Raw genomic sequence first — 16,572 nt, forward strand, 5'->3', positions numbered from 1 at the left:
GTTTAGGAAAAGCTAATGGTCAACAGTGGCACAGAACATACCGTCAAAGCCTTCGATTCCGACATCAACGAATTGCGGGGCATGGTCGCGGAAATTGGTGGACGCAGTGAGCAGGCCATTGCCAAGGCAATGCATGCTCTGGAAAACAGTGATCTCGATCTGGCGGCCGAAGTGGTCCGGGAAGACAAGCTGATCGACGATCTCGAAAAGCGGATCGACGAACTGACCTTCCAGACAATCGCATTACGGGCACCAATGGCGGATGACCTGCGGGAATTGATCGCTACGTTCAAAATCTCGGGCGTGGTTGAACGGATTGGCGATTATGCAAAAAATATCGCCAAGCGAGTACCACTGGTCACCCAGACGCACCGGCTGCGGCCTATCTCGCTGCTGCCTTCCATGTCCAAAATTGCCAGCGAACTGGTCCGCGATTCGCTCGACGCCTTTGCGCGCCGGGATGCGGAGCTGGCGATGGAAGTGAATCGGCGTGATCAGATTGTCGACGATTTCTACAACAGCATCTTCCGCGCCGTAATCACCCATATGATCGAAAATCCGAAGGATATCGGCGAGGCAGCGCATCTGCTGTTCATTGCCAAAAACCTCGAGCGCATCGGTGACCATGCAACCAATGTCGCCGAAATGGTCTATTTCGCAGCGACCGGTGAACCGATGCCGGAACGTACACGCGGAGAAAACCCAACGACGCCGCTCGATGACGCACTCAGTGACGGGGCCGACTGATGGTTAATGCCAAATTATTACTGGTGGAAGATGACGCCGCGCTTGCGGAACTGTTGACCTGGAATTTCAAAAAGGAAGAATATGACGTCATCCACACACCGGATGGCGAGGAAGCTTTGTTGTTGGTGCAGGAACATCGTCCCGACGTGATCTTGCTCGACTGGATGCTCGAAAGCCTCTCCGGTATCGAGGTCTGTCGCCGGCTGCGCCGCTCTTCGGAAACAGCAAATATTCCAATCATAATGCTGACAGCCCGCGGCGAAGAGGAAGACAAGATCCGCGGCCTCGAAACCGGCGCCGACGATTATATTACCAAGCCGTTCAGCCCCCGCGAACTGATCGCTCGGGTCAAAGCTGTATTGCGCCGGGTCCGTCCCGCTCTGGCCGGTGAAAAACTGACTTTTGGTGATCTGGAAATGGACACGGTCGGCCACAAGGTCAAACGCGACGGAGATACGATTCCACTTGGCCCGACCGAATTTCGCCTGCTCCGCCATTTTCTGGAACATCCCAACTGGGTATTTTCCCGCGAGCGGCTGCTCGACAGCGTCTGGGGTCAGGATAGCGATATCGAATTGCGCACCGTCGACGTCCATATCCGGCGACTGCGCAAGGCGCTGAATGCCAACGGCAGATCCGACATCATCCGTACCGTGCGATCTGCAGGATATGCGCTCGATACCGATGCTGTAGAAGGTTAGTTTTTCGGCCTGTTCGACCAAATCAGCCTGGGATTGATCGGTCAGTCAGCAACCAGTTTCATAAGCTTGCGCTCGACCGGCGCCAGAACGCCGGCAAGATCATGGCCGCGCTTCAATATCTGCCCCTGCTCGCCGTGCAGCGACCACATGCCCTGCCGATTGCGTTCTGACGGGCGTTTCTCGATCCGGATCTGCGGCCGTTCTGATGCTCGGCGGAAGGCCGCAAATATTGCAACATCGCGCCGCATATCCATGGCATAGTCTTTCCAGTGGCCGGCAGCGACCATGCGGCCATATAGACTGAGGATACGTTCCATCTCGCGGCGCTCAAACCCCACCTGGGATGCTGAGCCTCGCTGCGGAAAGACCGAAATGTTGGATTCGCTAAAACGCATCAAGCGCTATCACGTCCCTTTGTCTCGATTTTATCATCGTTTTTGGCCCGCTCTTTGGCGAATGCCGCAATACGCTTCTGCAATTGCTCCATTTCGCATTGCAAAATTTCCAGTTTTTGTGTCGACGGATCGAATGCCTCGCTGCAAGGCGTTCCATAGGGAACAAATTCTTTCTGATAATCCTTTGCCTCAACCAATGTCGGTCTGGCCCGAACGCCGACCATCGTGGCGCCTTCCGGTACATTCTGGGTGACAACCGCATTGGCACCAACCCGCGCCCGTTTACCGACCGTTATCGGGCCGAGCACCTGGGCCCCGGACCCCAGAATAGCATCATCTTCAATCGTTGGATGGCGCTTGCCTCCAACACCATTTGTCGGATTGGTTCCGCCCAGGGTCACGCATTGATAGATGGTTACATTATCGCCAATCTGAGCGGTCTCGCCAATGACCGTGAAGCCATGGTCGATGAATAGGTGTCTGCCGATTTTGGCACCCGGATGGATATCAATCGCGGTCAGGAATCTCGCAATATGGTTGATCAACCGGGCAAAGAAATAAAGTTCACCCTTGAACAGCCAATGCGCGAAACGATGCAGACCGATCGCCAGCACGCCCGGATATAACAGCACTTCCCAGCGCGATCGCGGTGCCGGATCGCGGGCCTTGATGGAATCCAGAAAAGCGCCCAGTTCCCGAAACATATATTTCCTCCGGATGTTGCGAAGCCTATAAACTAGGCACGATAAGCCCGCATTTCCAGTCTTTTTTTGCAACCGAAATAGGATGACGCTTTTCAAACGATTTATAATCATTATATTAGATCAGTCTCCTTCTACTGATCGAAAGCCTCGATAATGTCGACCTACCTGCCCACGCTCAAACAATTGCAATATTTAGTCGCACTGAAAGAACATGGTCACTTCGGCAAAGCGGCGGAATCCTGCTTCGTCACCCAGTCGACTCTGTCAGCCGGGATCAAGGAACTGGAGGCTTTGCTCGACATCGTGCTGGTCGAACGCACACGCAGAGTGGTTCGCTTCACGGAATTCGGCAATCAGATTGTGGAAAAGGCCTATCGGATCCTGCGCGAGGCAGAAGAACTATCGGAAATGGCCCGATCTGCGGGAAAACCGTTGGCCGGAGACATACGGATGAGTGTCATTCCAACAATCGCGCCTTTTCTTTTGCCCCGCCTGCTGCCGCAGCTTCGGAAGGAACGACCGGAACTCAAACTCTATCTGAAAGAGGAGACCAGCCAGGCGGCTTGCGATTCCCTGCATCATGGCCACGCCGATTGTGTGTTGCTGGCCCAACCCTTTCCCTGCGGCGATGTCGAATCCGAGGTCCTGTTCAGCGACGAGATATTCGTGGCCTTCCCGAAAGATGATCCGCGCGATCCGCCGTCACAGGTTGATCCCGCGACCATTGACGAGACGCAATTGTTGCTGCTTGAAGATGGACATTGTTTGAAAGATCATGCGCTCGCGGCCTGCAATCGCCCTGAGCTCAGAGCTTCCGCCCGGATGATGGGAACGTCGCTGCACACATTGGTCCAGATGGTTGACAACGGCCTCGGCCTGACCCTGTTGCCCAAGATGGCGATCGACAGCGGCATATTGAACCACACCAATATTGTTGCAAGACCGCTGAAATCGGATCGGGCAACGCGTGATATTGCTCTGGTCTGGCGCAAGAACAGCCCGAGACGCAGCGAATTTCAGTTGCTGGCGGAGATTATGAAGGGCGCCCAGGATTGGGTTTCGAAAGCCCATTCATAGGGAAACTGCTTATTTTCGCCATTTTGACGAGGCTTCAATATCGGATTCGCGCTCTTCTATCCATTTCGTAGCGCCGTCCGTCCGGGTTTCTTTCTTCCAGAAAGGCGCAACCGTTTTGAGCTTGTCCATGATGAAAGAGCAGGATTCGATCGCCGCCTCGCGATGATCGGATCCGGTCACCACCAGCACGATATTCTCGCCCACCGACAATTTGCCGACCCGGTGCATGATGGTGACTGCATGCAGCGACCAGTCGGCAAGCGCCGTTTCGGCAATCTGCCGCAGCGCCTTGTCGGTCATAGCCGGATAATGTTCCAGTTCGAGCGATTCCAGATTTCCGTCATCACGAACCTGACCGACGAAACTGGCAACCGCACCGCCACCCTGCCCCGCAACCACTTGAGACTCGACACCGATGTCAAAATCGGCCGTTCCGACTACCACCTTTATCATCCGCCGGTTACCGGCGGGAAAATGGCCAGTTCCTTTGCCGAGCCAATGATTGACGCCGGCAGTCCGTAATCCTGGTCGAGAGCGAAACGCAATTTTGTGACATCAGAGAAAATTTCCGGATAGGCCCCATCCCGATGGCTGAGCATGGTCAAGACATCGCCAATCGTCTCTATCCCGTCGCCGAGAGCAACCTGTTCCTGATCAACGCCAAGCCGTTCCCGTACCCATGAGAAATATATTATGGTGATCGAGCGTCCCATCAGTCCATATGTTTCAAACCGACGCGCAGATAATCCCAACCGGTGATCAAAGTCAGGATCGCAGCCGCCCAGAGCGTCCACAAGCCCACTGTTTGCACGATCGGAAAATGCGGGATGCCACCGGCCAATATCAGGGCACCAAGAGAGATCATCTGGAAACCCGTTTTCCACTTGGCCAATTGCGACACGGGAACACTGACCTGCAAACCGGCAAGAAATTCGCGCAAACCCGACACAGTGATTTCGCGAAGCAATATGACAATGGCTGCGATGGCGTGCCATCCATTGATGTCTCTGGTGAAAATCAGCATCAGCACGACCGCAGCGACCATGATCTTGTCGGCGATGGGATCCAGAAAAATACCGAGCTTGGACACGGTACCCTGCGAACGGGCAAGATATCCGTCGAAATAATCGGTTATAGCCATCAGGCAATAGAGTCCGAAAGCCAGCAAATAATCGACGGGAAGAGGCTGCGGTCTGAGCACGGCAAAATTCGGCCAGAGCAGAAACACCAGAATCGGCACGGCAAATATCCGCGACAGTGTCAGTATGTTAGGCAAGTTCAGCATCGTGGCTCTCGCATAAACAGATTTGCCCAAAATGAAAATTGATTCGCCCGGTAGCGGGCAAAATGATCGCGGCAGCCGCAGTCATACGATTTGACGCCGAGGTGGAATGGGCTAAAGATAGCGAAACGTCCTTTTTACCGCTCGAAAAGAGATTTTCACCTTATGCAGAACACTGCGCATTTACTGCGAACAAGACGGTTTTTGCCGCTGTTTCTGACACAGCTACTCGGGGCATTTAACGACAATCTCTTCAAATTCTCGATGGTCATTCTGGTGACCTATGGCATTTATGATAGTGAATCCGAGGATTTCGTATTTAACGCCCTTGCCTCCGGTCTTTTCATTCTGCCCTTTTTTCTATTTTCATCACTCGCCGGCCAGTTAGCGGATAATTACGACAAGGCCCGGATCACGCGTTTTGTAAAGACGCTGGAGATATTCATAGCCGTCGTCGGCGGGGTCGGGCTTTGGCTGCAATCCATTCCGGTCATGCTGACCGCCTTGTTTCTGCTGGGCCTGCAATCGACTTTTTTCGGACCGATCAAATATGCCGTGCTGCCGCAGCATCTGCAGAAAGATGAAGTGCTCGCCGGAACCGGACTGGTCGAAGCCGGCACCTATATCGCAATTCTTGCCGGAACCATTCTCGGTGGCATCATCATCGATCGCAATGGCAATGGCGTCGAAATTGCCGTCGTTACCGTTTTTCTGGTGGCGCTAATTGGCCGGGTGGCCGCCCAGTTCATGCCGCCAGCACCAGCGCAGAAGGAAGTCGAGAAAATCGACTATAATTTTGTCCGCTCTTCGATCCGGCTGATATCCGCGACCTTGCATGTCCGCCGACTCTATCTCGCGATCATTGCGATCAGCTTTTTCTGGACCATTGGATCGGTATTGATCATCCAGTTCCCGCCCCTGGTCGAAAATGTTCTGACCGCGACGCCACAGGTCGCCAGCCTCTTTCTGGGTGTCTTTTCGATAGGGATTGCAATTGGTTCGATCCTCATCAACCGACTGCTAAAAAGCGAAGTCTCGGCGCGCTTTGCCCCGGCGAGTGTCATTCTAATGGGTATATTTATACTGATTCTCTATTTCATAACGCGAGGATGGCAGGGCTTGCCCGACGGCCAGCTCTATACGTTCGACACGTTCATGGTCCATGAAGGCGCTTGGGCGCTGCTGGGCACGCTGGGCGGCGTGTCGATATTTGGCGGCATGTTTGTCGTACCCTTATATGCCTTCCTCACTACGACCGTCGATATCAGCCAGACCGCACGCACCATTGCCGCCAATAATGTCGTCAATTCCGGCTGCATGGTGCTGGGAGCGCTGGTCGCCCTGGGGCTCAGCATGCTGGGCGTTTCCACGACTGAGCAGCTTTTACTGGTCGCAGCCATGTGTCTGGTGGCGGCCTGGCTTGGCCAGCAGCTGCATCGCGCCTGCGACTAGTAAGATCAGCAGTCGTATTAAAATATGAACGTATAGAATGCGGTGAAGAACGCGAGAAAACTGAGCAAGAACAGGCTGACATTTTCCCCCAGCCCATCTTCTTCTGCCATTGCAGCCGCGTCCGCCAGATTACGATCTCCCCGTGCAAGCTGCGAACTTTCCATTAGCAGACTTTGACGGAAAGGGTGTCCAATGCCTTGCTCTCCTAGAGCCAATGGTCTCAATTTTTCTCTGTCCATAGCGACTGGTTAACAAATTATTAGCCATAAATTCCAGCACCAATTTCACGCCGATGGTTAACGTCTTGAATTGAAACAACCGCGCAAATCAGGAAGTTTTGAGAACCGACGTGAAACAGGATTAACTACGAGTGATGAAATTCGCCTCAAATCGCTATTTTTCGGCAAATTCAAACCTGTGTGATCTTTGCAACGGATTTCCAAAATTGCTATTTTGAACAATAACATGGTTGATTTCAGCAACCTGTTATGCCAATGATCTGCACGTATTGAGTGAAATGCGAACCCTGAAGGAGCAAATTATGCGTTTCGGTAAAATTGGAATGGCTGCAGCTGCAGCCGCATCGCTTGTAAGCGCACCCGTTTTGGCACAGGCTGTTCAGCCTGTTTCTTCCGTTGCACGGACAAGTGCAACTGTTGAAGGCGAAAACAATGTTGAAGGCGGCTCCGGCATCATCATTGCTATCCTCGCTGCAGCAGCAGTAATCGGCGGCATCGTCATCGCAGCCGACGGCAGCGAAGACACGCCAACCAGCCCCTGAATTCATTCAGGTATGAAATTTGAAAATGGCGGCCAATTGGTCGCCATTTTTTTTTGGCCAATCGGCAAGGTGACTGCCCCCGATTTCAGAGGATATTCTTTCATCTTCAGGCCAAGCGGGAAAGCCATTGGTTGCACATCGGGGAATGATTACCCATATCCCGTTTCATGACAGAAAATCAGCAACATGGCCTGCAGCAGTGGCATGGCACAACCATCCTATCGGTACGGAAAAATGGCAAGGTCGTCGTGGTCGGCGACGGCCAGGTCTCGATGGGCCAGACCGTAATGAAACGGAACGCCCGCAAGGTAAGACAATTGCACGATGGATCGGTGATCGGCGGTTTTGCCGGCGCCACCGCAGATGCCTTCACATTGTTCGAACGGCTGGAAGCAAAACTGGAGCGCCATAATGGACAGTTGATGCGCGCGGCCGTGGAACTGGCAAAGGATTGGCGGACCGACAAATATCTCCGCAACCTGGAAGCGCTGATGATTGTCGCGGACAAGGATATTACGCTGATCCTCACCGGCAATGGTGATGTGCTGGAACCGAACGAAGGCATTGCAGCGATCGGATCCGGTGGCAATTTTGCTCTCTCGGCGGCTCGTGCGTTGATGGACTATGAGAAAGATGCAGAAAAACTGGCGCGCAAAGCCATGGAAATCGCTGCTGAAATCTGTGTCTACACCAATGACCAGATCACGATTGAAACGCTCGACAGCGAAAGCTGATTGCGGTCGACCCCAATAAAATCATGAACGAAGAGAAAAACAGCATGCAGGCGAACCTGACCCCCAAAGCCATCGTCAAGGCGCTGGACGAACATATTATCGGCCAGCAAGAGGCCAAGCGAGCGGTAGCCGTTGCGCTGCGCAATCGCTGGCGCCGTCAGCGGCTTCCGGCTGAACTGCGTGAAGAGGTCACGCCGAAAAACATATTGATGATCGGACCCACGGGTTGCGGCAAGACCGAAATCTCCCGGCGCCTGGCGAAACTTGCTGACGCTCCCTTTATCAAGGTGGAAGCCACAAAATTCACTGAAGTCGGCTATGTTGGCCGCGATGTTGAACAGATTGCTCGCGATCTCGCGGAAGAGGCGGTCCGTCTGGAGCGCGAACGCCGGAGACTAGCGGTGCATGAAGCGGCGGCGGAAGCCGCCATGAAACGATTGCTGGATGTCCTCTGCGGAGAAAGTGCGAGCGAAGCCACAAGAGAAAGTTTTCGCCAGCGGGTTGTCGACAATCATATGAACGACACCGAGATCGAGATTGAAGTCGAAGACACGCCCAATACGCCAATGGATATACCCGGAATGAACGGCCAGGTGGGCATGATCAATCTGTCGGACATGATGGGCAAGGCGTTCAGTCAAGCAAGGATGAAGCGCCGCAAGATGCGGGTAGCGGATGCTTGGGACAAGCTGGTCGAGGAAGAATCCGACAAGCGTTTGGATGACGAGGATATTTCGCGCGCCGCGATTACCGATGCCGAGTCAAACGGCATCGTGTTTCTTGATGAAATCGACAAGATCGCGGTGAGCGATGTTCGCGGCGGTTCGGTCAGTCGTGAGGGCGTCCAGCGTGACCTGCTTCCATTGATCGAAGGTACGACGGTTGCAACCAAATATGGCCCGATGAAAACCGATCATATCCTGTTCATCGCATCCGGTGCTTTTTCGATATCGAAACCCAGCGACATGCTCCCCGAATTACAGGGCCGCTTGCCAATCCGGGTGGAATTGCGGGCGCTGACCGAAGCCGACTTCGTTCGGATATTGACCGAGACCAGAGCCAATTTGCCAGAACAGTATATAGCATTGCTCGGAACTGAAGACGTCAAGATCAATATCACCGACGGCGCGATCAACAAGCTCGCCGAGATTGCGGCGAATGTGAACGAGACGGTCGAAAATATCGGGGCGCGGCGGCTTCAGACTGTCATGGAAAAACTTCTCGAAGAGATAAGCTTCACGGCGGAAGACCGTACTGGCGAGGAAATCAGCATCGACACGGCCTATGTAGAAAAGCAGCTCTCCGATATCGCCAAAGATACCGACCTGTCCAAATATGTATTGTGATGATAAATGCTGGTGTTTGACTGTGCCAACCATGGTTTGCGGGTAAATTTTACAGCTCGGAAATAATTTTCGGAGCTGTAACCCAACATCTCTTAGCCACGAACCACTGCACAGATAGCCGAATGGATCATATCATGAAACAAGCCGCTTTATTTCTGTCTTCGCTTACAGTGGTCGGATTGGCGGCTTGCTCCGAACCAGCTTCCGTTACCGGGCCTGAAAGCAGCGAAAAGCTGGAAAGCAAGCAAGAAACGGTCGTTGCACCGATCACAGCTGCAGAAAGCATCGATGCGGGGCTGGCAATTGGCGACCAGGTTCCATTGACCGCCAGTTTGCTGACCAATGGGGGTGAAACCACATTGGGTCGGGTACTGGAGACCGGCCCTGCCCTGATCGTATTTACCCGTTCGGTTGAATGGTGCCCCTATTGTCAGACGCAATTGAAATCGATCAATGCGATTGTCAGCGATTTGAAGGACCGCGGATATAATCTCTATGGCCTCAGCTATGACAGTCCTGACCAGCAAGACCGTTTCTCCAAAAACCAGATGTTGAAATATGACATGCTATCCGATCAGCCTTCCGCGGTCATCGATGCCTTTGGATTACGCGATCCGCAATATACCGAAGGGCGCGCCGCTGGCGTCCCTTATGCTTCAGTCTTCCTGATCGACAAGGACGGCAGGATTATCGCGAAAACCGTATCTGGCGACTATAAGAAGCGGCCCACCAACGAACAGATATTGGCGCTGGTCGACTCGATCTAGTTGCTGGCCGCGGCTTTTGACGGTGGCACCACCGAATCATTATCATTCGCCGCCATGCCATTGCCTTCGGGCAGCACGACCAGTTTCCATTTCTTGCCATCATCCAGATATTTGACGGCCAGTGCCTGGACCTCTTCCGGGGTAATGACGGTATAATCACTGAGCAGGCTTTGCAGCGCGACAAATTTCTGCGGATTGAAGGTCGCTCCTTCCATCTGACTCATCCAGAAACTATTGCCGCTGCTGGCCCGGGCGATAAGCTGGCGCAGGGGTTCTACCACTCGCTGAAGCTCATCTGCGCTTACCGGTTTTTCCCTCAGGTCCCTGGCGATCAAATCCACTACATTGTAAAACCGGTCGATGCTGCCCGGAGTTAGCTGACTCTGCGCGCCAATATAACCACCGGATTCAAATTCTACCGGCCAGCTGTTCATAACCTGAGGACTATAGCTTGCGCCCTGTTGGGACCGGAGGATTTCGAACAGCCGGTCGTTGAAAATGGAAGTCAGCACTTCCAGCTTGCGGCTTTCCCGAACATTATCCAGCCCGCCGCCGGTCGGCCAGGCCACCATCGCGGCGGCGCGCTCCTGATCACCTTTGTGAACGAGAATTTCGGGCCCCGCCTGAGGGTCTGGAAAACGGGGGGATTTGGCATTGGTTGGCACCACCTGTGGCTCACGCCGTTTCAACGCGCCAAATGTTTTGAGAACGGCCTCCACCGCCTGGTCGCGATCAAAATCACCAAACAGCATCAGCTCGACCGGCCCGCTTGCAAGGATCGGTTTCCAGAATTCTCGAAAACTTTCTGCGGTCAACCCTGCAAAATCTTCTTTGTCCGGTGTCTTCCAGCGTGGATCCTTATCATGGACAAGCCAGTCCAGATCACGCCCGAGCACTGCCTGTGGTGATGCGGAGAAACTGTCATAGCCGATCAGGGAAGCTGCCTTGCTGCGGATCACGGGGGCTGGATCCCAACGCGGATATGCCAGTTTCGCCGCTATCAGATGCAGCTGGTCTTCGAGGTCGGAGGGCCGGGTATCGGCACTGATCTCGAATGCGTCATTGTCGATACCAAAAGTCAAACCAATCCGGCGACCGGTAGTAATCTTGTCCAGTTCTTCCTGCCCGAGATCGCCCACGCCGCTGGCCATCAGCGCCATAGAGCCAGACCATGCAAGCGATTCCTGTTGAGAAGAAAGGCCGCTATAGCCTTTGCCGAAGCGGACATTGACCATGATCTTGTTGCGCTCGGCGGTGTTCGGGAACATCAACACCCTGACGCCATTGGCAAGCTCCAGCTGCTCTACGCCGAAGTGTTCAATTTTCCGGGACGATTTGACCGCGCCCTTTTTCCCAATTTTGTTCAACGATTCAAACCCGATATCGGATTGGGTAACACGAACATTGCTCGCCGCGTCGACGGACCGTCGCAACGCCTGTGCCAGCCTGACTTCACCGTCCTCAACATCATTGGGTGACGTCAGCAAGGCGCGGGTGGAAACACCAGAAAATAGCTTGCGCGTCGAATCGAGCAGCCTCTCTGGCGTGTAAAGATCCCGCATCGCGCGAAAAACATCGAGCGCCACCTGCGGCGTTGCAACGGTTTCACGAATGTCGACGGCATTGATTATATCATCGGCCTGTTTCCGCGCAGCTTCTGTCTGGTAGCTTTCAACTCCAATGACCAGCGCGGCGTCAAACTCCGCAATCTCGCGGGCAATATCGGGTTCGGAAGGCGCTATGGTTGTTGCATCGGCGATGACGGCACGGACATCGTTGAGCGCTGCCTCCCAGTCCTCGCCCAGCGGAATAATGCTGACAAAGGTCCCGTCAATTGATCGGCTGACATCATCCTGCCCTACGCTTGCCTGCAAATAACTGCCACCAGCCCTCGCCCGCGCTTCCAGACGGCGGTTGATGAGCTGCAGCGCCAGCAGGTCGATCAATATCTGCTGATTATATACGATAGTATCCTCGACCTGTTCCCAGGGCCGTTCAATAGCCATCGAGATGAACCGCGGCAAAGTCGGTTCGACAACGACCTTGCTGATATCGGATATATCTTTCGGCTTCCCGAAGTCCGGAACCGTACCGGCCTCTCCCTTGCCCTGCCATTGCGAAAAATGTTTGTTCAACAACTGCTCGAACAATGCTGGGTCACCATCGCCAGCGATGACGATCACCGCTTGTTCCGGACGGTACCAGCGCTGATGGAAAAGCTGCATCATCTGTGGTGTAGCAGCGCCCAATGTCTCAGGCGTTCCGATCGGCGCGCGGTTCGCCATGCGTTGCCCGGCGAAAAATAGTTCCCGGGTCGCATTTTGCACCATGGTCTGAGGGCCGGCACGCTCGCGCAGTTCCGCCAGAACCACGGGGCGCTCTGCATTGACCGCCTTGATACTCAGCCCCGGTGAACTCACCATTCCCGACAATATTTTCAGACTTTCGTCGAGGCTGGCCTTGCTGGCATTTGGCAGGTCCAGTTTATAAACGGTTTGGGTCGGGGTAGTTTCGGCATTGCTGTCGCTGCCGAACGTAGCGCCCAGCCTCTGCCAGACGCGCTTTGCTTCACCATCGGGTACGTGGGTCGACCCGCGAAACGTCAGATGCTCCATGAAATGGGCAAATCCCTGTTCCTGCTCGGTTTCCATCAGCGAGCCGACGTCAATCCGCAGCCGGATCGACACCTGCCCCGGCGGTACGCCATTATGCTTGACGGCATAGCGCATTCCGTTGTCCAGCTCGCCAAATGTCCAGCTCTTGTCGACCGGGACGTCGCTGTTTTTATACAGCCACGGCAATATGTCATCGCTGTTCGTTTCTTGTGCTTGTCCAATGCCCGGCATCGCCAGCAGACTGAACGCCAGCAAGAGAAGCGCGAGATACGATGCTAGACGGGAGGATGTTAATTTCATGCGGAGGATATAAGCAGGCCCAATCTTACTGGCCAGTGAATATTCCCGACATTCTTGGTCCGGGACGCGCCGATCACGTGTTAGCCCTTGATCGTTGCGCATATAATCGCCAGATAACATCTATGTTGATTGAAACCGAAAAAACACCAAATCCCTCGACCCTCAAATTCCTGATGGGACAGTCGGTCATGACCGATGGCACCCGCGATTTTGCATCGCCGGAAGATGCCGAGATATCTCCACTCGCTGAAGCCCTGTTCACGCTCGGCGACGTCACCGGCGTTTTCTTTGGTTCGGATTTCATCTCGGTAACTTGCGGTCCGGGTGCCGACTGGAGTGATCAGAAGCCTCAGGTGCTCAGCATCTTGCTCGATCATTTCTCTGCCGGGCTGCCTCTGTTCAAACCAGGTAGTGCAGGCGAAATCACGGTGCCGCCCGAGGAACAAGTGCACGACGATCCGGAAGATGCCGATATCGTGGCTCAGATCAAGGAATTGATCGAAACCCGTGTTCGCCCGGCAGTTGCCAATGATGGCGGCGATATCATCTATCGCGGCTTCAACAAGGGTACGGTTTTTCTGAAAATGCAGGGAGCCTGCGCCGGATGCCCATCGTCCACAGCGACGCTCAAACATGGTATCGAGTCCTTGCTGAAACATTATGTGCCTGAGGTCACTGAAGTCCGGGCCGCTTGAACAATTTAACATAAGGGCAGATCAATGAATTCTCCACTGGGTCAAGCAGCGCTGGATCAACTGTTTCTCGAAGCACGCACCTATAATGGCTATCATGACAAGCCCGTATCCGTGGAGCAACTTCACGCGATCTGGAACCTGATGAAAATGGGTCCAACCAGTGCCAATATGCTGCCTGCCCGTCTGATCTGGTGCCACAGTCAGCAATCGCGCAACCGGCTTGCCGACCTGTCCTCCGAAGGCAATCAGGATAAGATCCGCAAGGCACCCGTGGCTGTCATCATCGGCATGGATCAGGATTTTCACGAATATTTGCCCGAGCTATTTCCGCATGCCGACGCGAAAAGCTGGTTCGCGGGCGATCCCGAAGCCCGCAAAGTGCATGCGATGCGCAACAGCTCGCTGCAGGGTGCCTATTTCATTTTGGCAGCCCGCGCCCTTGGACTCGACACAGGCCCGATGTCCGGTTTTGACAATGACGCAGTCGACAAGGAATTTTTCGTCGACCAGCCCAGTGTCAAATCGAATTTCATCTCAACATTGGGTTATGGCGATCCGGCGACCATTTTTGACCGCAGCCCGCGCCCTGAATTCGACAAATTCAACAGCCTGATCTGACCGGTTGATGGGCGAGCGCCTTCTCGCGATCGACACGGCGACGATCGCATGTTCCGTAGCTTTATTCGAAGATGGTGTCCTGATTGCTTCGGACTATGCCGAAATTGGTCGCGGGCATGCGGAAAAGCTGATTCCCACCGTTGCGCGGCTCCCCGACCGGGGCAAAGCCGACAGGATATTGGTCAATTGCGGGCCGGGAAGCTTCACCGGTGTACGCATTGGCATTTCAGCGGCCAAGGCATTGGCCTTGGCCTGGGGGGCAGATATTCAAGGTTATAACTGTCTCGCGCTGGTTGCAGCGCAAGCCAGGGACCAAGTGGATGTCCCAGGCCCGCTATCCGTTGCCATGCTTGCCGGCCATGGTGAATATTTTCTGCAAAGTTTTGCTGCCAGCGGCACCGCCTTCGGTCCGTTTTCCGCTCTCACGCCCGAACAGGCTGCAAGCCAAGTCAAAGGCCACATCATCGCCGGATCCGCCGCCGCAGAGCTGGCTGCGATGGCCGGAGGCGATATTCATTTTCCCATATTGCCAAATGCCGCCCATGTCTCTTTACTGGCTGACGACATGAAGAAACTTCCTGCCAAACCCATTTATGGACGCAAACCAGACGCCCAGCCAGCGACGACAGCCTAAGCGGTGGCCAGTCGACACAGCAATTGGGACGATCAAAGCCTGGGTCCGATAGAGATTCGGGTCGGCGATTTGACCGATCTGGACGCGGTGATGCGGGTAATGGAACATGCCTTCCCCAAGACTTATGGCGAGGGATGGAATAATCATCAGTGCCGATCGATGCTATGCATGCCAAGTGCGAAGCTGTTAATTGCACAGCGGCTCGATGTTATCTGCGGCTTTGTGATCAGCCGTCAGGCAGCCGATGAGGAAGAACTGTTGATGATAGCAGTATCTCCCGATTATCAAGGCCAGGGTGTGGGATATCTGCTGCTTGAGCACATGTTGCAGGCCGCGCGTGTGCAACATGTTTCCGCGGTTTTTCTCGAAATGAGAGCCGATAATCCAGCGGAAAAACTCTATACCAAATTTGGTTTTCATAAAATTGGATTGCGCAAGGCCTATTATACCGGCCCGAACATGGAGAAGTTCGATGCAATTACTTATAAGACTAACTTAAATGCTTAACGCAGCGCTGTAAGATTTAGTCAGTTTGACAGTTGCAGCGTGCGACCGTTCGTGTATTTATCACCGCGCAAAAAATTGCAAAATAATAATAATGGTCGCACAAAGGTAATAGATTATGACTGAGGAAGAAATTGCTCTGAATGAGACGTTAATTACGCTCACTTCTGACATTGTTGCTGCACATGTCAGCAACAACAGCGTCGCGGTATCAGATTTACCGCTCATCATTAGCAGTGTTCATGGAGCACTTGCTGGCCTGTCGGGCAAGGCGGCTGAACAGGCGCGCCCTGATCCTGCCGTTCCGATTAAAGCATCAATCAAGCCGGATTATGTCGTCTGTCTGGAAGATGGCAAAAAGCTGAAGATGCTGAAGCGCCACCTGATGACGCATTACGGTATGACGCCGGAAGATTATCGCGCAAAATGGGGCCTGCCAAACGATTATCCGATGGTCGCGCCTAACTATGCTGAAAAGCGTCGCCAACTTGCCAAGGCGATCGGTCTCGGCAAGAAAAAAGGCCAAAAGAAATAAAACGCCTTCATTTGACATTGGATTTAGAAAATTGCGGCACCCGTGCCGCAATTTTCCCTTTGCAATATCCGGCGCGCCGCATAGAGTCTTATCCAGCGTAACGGAAAGGCTCCATGCCACAAAAAATTGATCTTGAAGCATTATGTGCGGAAAAAGGACTTCGCATCACCGACCAGCGTCGGGTGATTGCTCGTGTCATTTCCGATGCCGAGGACCATCCTGACGTGGAAACCCTGCACGAAAGGGCTTCCGCCGTTGATCCGCGCATCTCGATCGCGACAGTGTACCGCACAGTCCGCCTGTTCGAAGAAGCCGGAATTCTGGACCGTCATGATTTTGGCGACGGTCGTGCCCGCTACGAAGCAGTTCCCGAGGCCCACCATGACCATTTGATTGATGTCGAAACCGGCAAAGTGATCGAATTTGTCGATCCGGAGCTTGAAGCGCTGCAAAAACAGATCGCGGAAAAACTTGGTTATCGGCTGGTTGACCATCGCATGGAGCTATATGGCGTATCTCTCGCCAGAAAAAGCTAGGGTGCCTAACCCCGACCCGGACGCACGACCTTGTGATACCCAGCCCATGGCTTATCGACTTTGGAACGGTGCAAGCCCGATGGGTTGTCTGAGGTTCTTCTTACGCCTGGCGCTGCTGTTCACGGCATTATTTGTCTGCATCCCTTTTT

20 protein-coding genes are annotated in these 16,572 nt (G+C 53.9%); 14 read left to right on the plus strand and 6 right to left on the minus strand.

Features of this window, described 5'->3' with window-relative positions; genetic code table 11:
• Positions 1-15: 15 nt before the first annotated feature.
• Complete coding sequence (phoU, locus tag AZE99_RS08405; RefSeq protein WP_067199795.1) at positions 16-747, plus strand: phosphate signaling complex protein PhoU; 732 nt, start codon at positions 16-18, stop codon at positions 745-747.
• Positions 747-1,448, plus strand: coding sequence for a phosphate regulon transcriptional regulator PhoB (gene phoB / locus AZE99_RS08410; RefSeq protein ID WP_067199798.1), 702 nt, complete (start codon positions 747-749; stop codon positions 1,446-1,448). Before phoU ends, phoB begins: the two co-directional genes overlap by 1 nt.
• 41 nt (positions 1,449-1,489) lie before the next feature.
• Here the strand turns inward: phoB and AZE99_RS08415 are convergent, their stop codons facing one another.
• Positions 1,490-1,843 carry a DUF2794 domain-containing protein gene (locus tag AZE99_RS08415; RefSeq protein WP_067199801.1) on the minus strand — a complete coding sequence of 118 codons (354 nt, stop codon included), beginning with the start codon at positions 1,841-1,843 and terminating at the stop codon, positions 1,490-1,492.
• Positions 1,843-2,547, minus strand: coding sequence for a serine O-acetyltransferase EpsC (gene epsC / locus AZE99_RS08420; RefSeq protein WP_067199804.1), 705 nt, complete (start codon positions 2,545-2,547; stop codon positions 1,843-1,845). Before epsC ends, AZE99_RS08415 begins: the two co-directional genes overlap by 1 nt.
• A gap of 153 nt (positions 2,548-2,700) precedes the next feature.
• Here epsC and AZE99_RS08425 point away from each other — a divergent pair, with 153 nt between their 5' ends.
• A complete protein-coding gene (locus AZE99_RS08425) occupies positions 2,701-3,624 on the plus strand; it encodes a hydrogen peroxide-inducible genes activator (protein ID WP_067199807.1) in 924 nt (307 codons plus the stop codon).
• Positions 3,625-3,633: 9 nt separating this feature from the next.
• Here AZE99_RS08425 and AZE99_RS08430 read toward each other — a convergent pair whose 3' ends face one another.
• The 3 genes from AZE99_RS08430 to pgsA are packed head-to-tail and all read right to left on the minus strand — an operon-like array spanning position 3,634 to position 4,909.
• Positions 3,634-4,077, minus strand: a complete 444-nt coding sequence (locus tag AZE99_RS08430; RefSeq protein ID WP_067199809.1) for a molybdenum cofactor biosynthesis protein MoaE — start codon at positions 4,075-4,077, stop codon at positions 3,634-3,636.
• Positions 4,074-4,337, minus strand: coding sequence for a MoaD/ThiS family protein (locus tag AZE99_RS08435; protein ID WP_067199811.1), 264 nt, complete (start codon positions 4,335-4,337; stop codon positions 4,074-4,076). Before AZE99_RS08435 ends, AZE99_RS08430 begins: the two co-directional genes overlap by 4 nt.
• On the minus strand, positions 4,337-4,909 hold the full coding sequence (gene pgsA / locus AZE99_RS08440) for a CDP-diacylglycerol--glycerol-3-phosphate 3-phosphatidyltransferase (protein WP_067199813.1): 573 nt from the start codon (positions 4,907-4,909) through the stop codon (positions 4,337-4,339). The genes AZE99_RS08435 and pgsA overlap by 1 nt, the downstream gene beginning before the upstream one ends.
• 162 nt (positions 4,910-5,071) lie before the next feature.
• Between pgsA and AZE99_RS08445 the strand changes: the two genes are divergently transcribed.
• The 5 genes from AZE99_RS08445 (at position 5,072) to AZE99_RS08465 (ending at position 9,986) form a co-directional block, all read left to right on the plus strand.
• Complete coding sequence (locus tag AZE99_RS08445) at positions 5,072-6,358, plus strand: MFS transporter (RefSeq protein WP_067199816.1); 1,287 nt, start codon at positions 5,072-5,074, stop codon at positions 6,356-6,358.
• 469 nt (positions 6,359-6,827) lie between these two features.
• The gene (locus AZE99_RS08450) at positions 6,828-7,139 is read left to right on the plus strand and encodes a hypothetical protein (protein WP_335339198.1); all 312 of its coding nucleotides are present in this window, start codon (positions 6,828-6,830) and stop codon (positions 7,137-7,139) included.
• A 167-nt stretch (positions 7,140-7,306) separates the two neighbouring features.
• Positions 7,307-7,873: an ATP-dependent protease subunit HslV gene (gene hslV / locus AZE99_RS08455; protein WP_067199818.1), complete on the plus strand. Its 567-nt coding sequence runs from the start codon at positions 7,307-7,309 to the stop codon at positions 7,871-7,873.
• A 44-nt stretch (positions 7,874-7,917) separates the two neighbouring features.
• Complete coding sequence (gene hslU, locus AZE99_RS08460) at positions 7,918-9,219, plus strand: ATP-dependent protease ATPase subunit HslU (protein ID WP_067203454.1); 1,302 nt, start codon at positions 7,918-7,920, stop codon at positions 9,217-9,219.
• A gap of 134 nt (positions 9,220-9,353) precedes the next feature.
• Positions 9,354-9,986: a peroxiredoxin family protein gene (locus AZE99_RS08465; protein WP_197460154.1), complete on the plus strand. Its 633-nt coding sequence runs from the start codon at positions 9,354-9,356 to the stop codon at positions 9,984-9,986.
• On the opposite strand, the gene AZE99_RS08470 is transcribed toward AZE99_RS08465, so the two are convergent.
• Positions 9,983-12,901 (minus strand): M16 family metallopeptidase, encoded by a 2,919-nt coding sequence (locus tag AZE99_RS08470; RefSeq protein ID WP_067203455.1) that lies wholly within the window; start codon positions 12,899-12,901, stop codon positions 9,983-9,985. The genes AZE99_RS08465 and AZE99_RS08470 overlap by 4 nt on opposite strands.
• Positions 12,902-13,023: 122 nt before the next feature.
• Here AZE99_RS08470 and AZE99_RS08475 point away from each other — a divergent pair, with 122 nt between their 5' ends.
• From AZE99_RS08475 to AZE99_RS08500, 6 genes are all read left to right on the plus strand, one after another.
• Positions 13,024-13,596: a NifU family protein gene (locus AZE99_RS08475; protein WP_067199823.1), complete on the plus strand. Its 573-nt coding sequence runs from the start codon at positions 13,024-13,026 to the stop codon at positions 13,594-13,596.
• Positions 13,597-13,620: 24 nt separating this feature from the next.
• Positions 13,621-14,214 (plus strand): malonic semialdehyde reductase, encoded by a 594-nt coding sequence (locus AZE99_RS08480; protein ID WP_067199826.1) that lies wholly within the window; start codon positions 13,621-13,623, stop codon positions 14,212-14,214.
• A 7-nt stretch (positions 14,215-14,221) separates the two neighbouring features.
• Complete coding sequence (gene tsaB / locus AZE99_RS08485) at positions 14,222-14,848, plus strand: tRNA (adenosine(37)-N6)-threonylcarbamoyltransferase complex dimerization subunit type 1 TsaB (RefSeq protein WP_067199829.1); 627 nt, start codon at positions 14,222-14,224, stop codon at positions 14,846-14,848.
• A 69-nt stretch (positions 14,849-14,917) separates the two neighbouring features.
• Positions 14,918-15,355, plus strand: a complete 438-nt coding sequence (rimI, locus tag AZE99_RS08490; RefSeq protein ID WP_156472170.1) for a ribosomal protein S18-alanine N-acetyltransferase — start codon at positions 14,918-14,920, stop codon at positions 15,353-15,355.
• A 115-nt stretch (positions 15,356-15,470) separates the two neighbouring features.
• On the plus strand, positions 15,471-15,887 hold the full coding sequence (locus AZE99_RS08495; protein WP_067199834.1) for a MucR family transcriptional regulator: 417 nt from the start codon (positions 15,471-15,473) through the stop codon (positions 15,885-15,887).
• Between the two features lie 113 nt (positions 15,888-16,000).
• Positions 16,001-16,423, plus strand: a complete 423-nt coding sequence (locus tag AZE99_RS08500; protein WP_067199835.1) for a Fur family transcriptional regulator — start codon at positions 16,001-16,003, stop codon at positions 16,421-16,423.
• Positions 16,424-16,572: the final 149 nt, after the last annotated feature.

This window comes from Sphingorhabdus sp. M41 (genome assembly GCF_001586275.1).
In the GTDB taxonomy this organism is placed as follows: Bacteria; Pseudomonadota; Alphaproteobacteria; order Sphingomonadales; family Sphingomonadaceae; genus Parasphingorhabdus.

Bases quoted from the DNA above. Each gene is read 5' to 3' on its own strand.
- phoU (WP_067199795.1), top strand. From the start codon at position 16: ATGGTCAACAGTGGCACAGAACATACCGTCAAAGCCTTCGATTCCGAC.
- phoB (WP_067199798.1), top strand. From the start codon at position 747: ATGGTTAATGCCAAATTATTACTGGTGGAAGATGACGCCGCGCTTGCG.
- AZE99_RS08415 (WP_067199801.1), bottom strand. From the start codon at position 1,843: ATGCGTTTTAGCGAATCCAACATTTCGGTCTTTCCGCAGCGAGGCTCA.
- epsC (WP_067199804.1), bottom strand. From the start codon at position 2,547: ATGTTTCGGGAACTGGGCGCTTTTCTGGATTCCATCAAGGCCCGCGAT.
- AZE99_RS08425 (WP_067199807.1), top strand. From the start codon at position 2,701: ATGTCGACCTACCTGCCCACGCTCAAACAATTGCAATATTTAGTCGCA.
- AZE99_RS08430 (WP_067199809.1), bottom strand. From the start codon at position 4,077: ATGATAAAGGTGGTAGTCGGAACGGCCGATTTTGACATCGGTGTCGAG.
- AZE99_RS08435 (WP_067199811.1), bottom strand. From the start codon at position 4,337: ATGGGACGCTCGATCACCATAATATATTTCTCATGGGTACGGGAACGG.
- pgsA (WP_067199813.1), bottom strand. From the start codon at position 4,909: ATGCTGAACTTGCCTAACATACTGACACTGTCGCGGATATTTGCCGTG.
- AZE99_RS08445 (WP_067199816.1), top strand. From the start codon at position 5,072: ATGCAGAACACTGCGCATTTACTGCGAACAAGACGGTTTTTGCCGCTG.
- hslV (WP_067199818.1), top strand. From the start codon at position 7,307: ATGACAGAAAATCAGCAACATGGCCTGCAGCAGTGGCATGGCACAACC.
- hslU (WP_067203454.1), top strand. From the start codon at position 7,918: ATGCAGGCGAACCTGACCCCCAAAGCCATCGTCAAGGCGCTGGACGAA.
- AZE99_RS08465 (WP_197460154.1), top strand. From the start codon at position 9,354: ATGAAACAAGCCGCTTTATTTCTGTCTTCGCTTACAGTGGTCGGATTG.
- AZE99_RS08470 (WP_067203455.1), bottom strand. From the start codon at position 12,901: ATGAAATTAACATCCTCCCGTCTAGCATCGTATCTCGCGCTTCTCTTG.
- AZE99_RS08475 (WP_067199823.1), top strand. From the start codon at position 13,024: ATGTTGATTGAAACCGAAAAAACACCAAATCCCTCGACCCTCAAATTC.
- AZE99_RS08480 (WP_067199826.1), top strand. From the start codon at position 13,621: ATGAATTCTCCACTGGGTCAAGCAGCGCTGGATCAACTGTTTCTCGAA.
- tsaB (WP_067199829.1), top strand. From the start codon at position 14,222: ATGGGCGAGCGCCTTCTCGCGATCGACACGGCGACGATCGCATGTTCC.
- AZE99_RS08495 (WP_067199834.1), top strand. From the start codon at position 15,471: ATGACTGAGGAAGAAATTGCTCTGAATGAGACGTTAATTACGCTCACT.
- AZE99_RS08500 (WP_067199835.1), top strand. From the start codon at position 16,001: ATGCCACAAAAAATTGATCTTGAAGCATTATGTGCGGAAAAAGGACTT.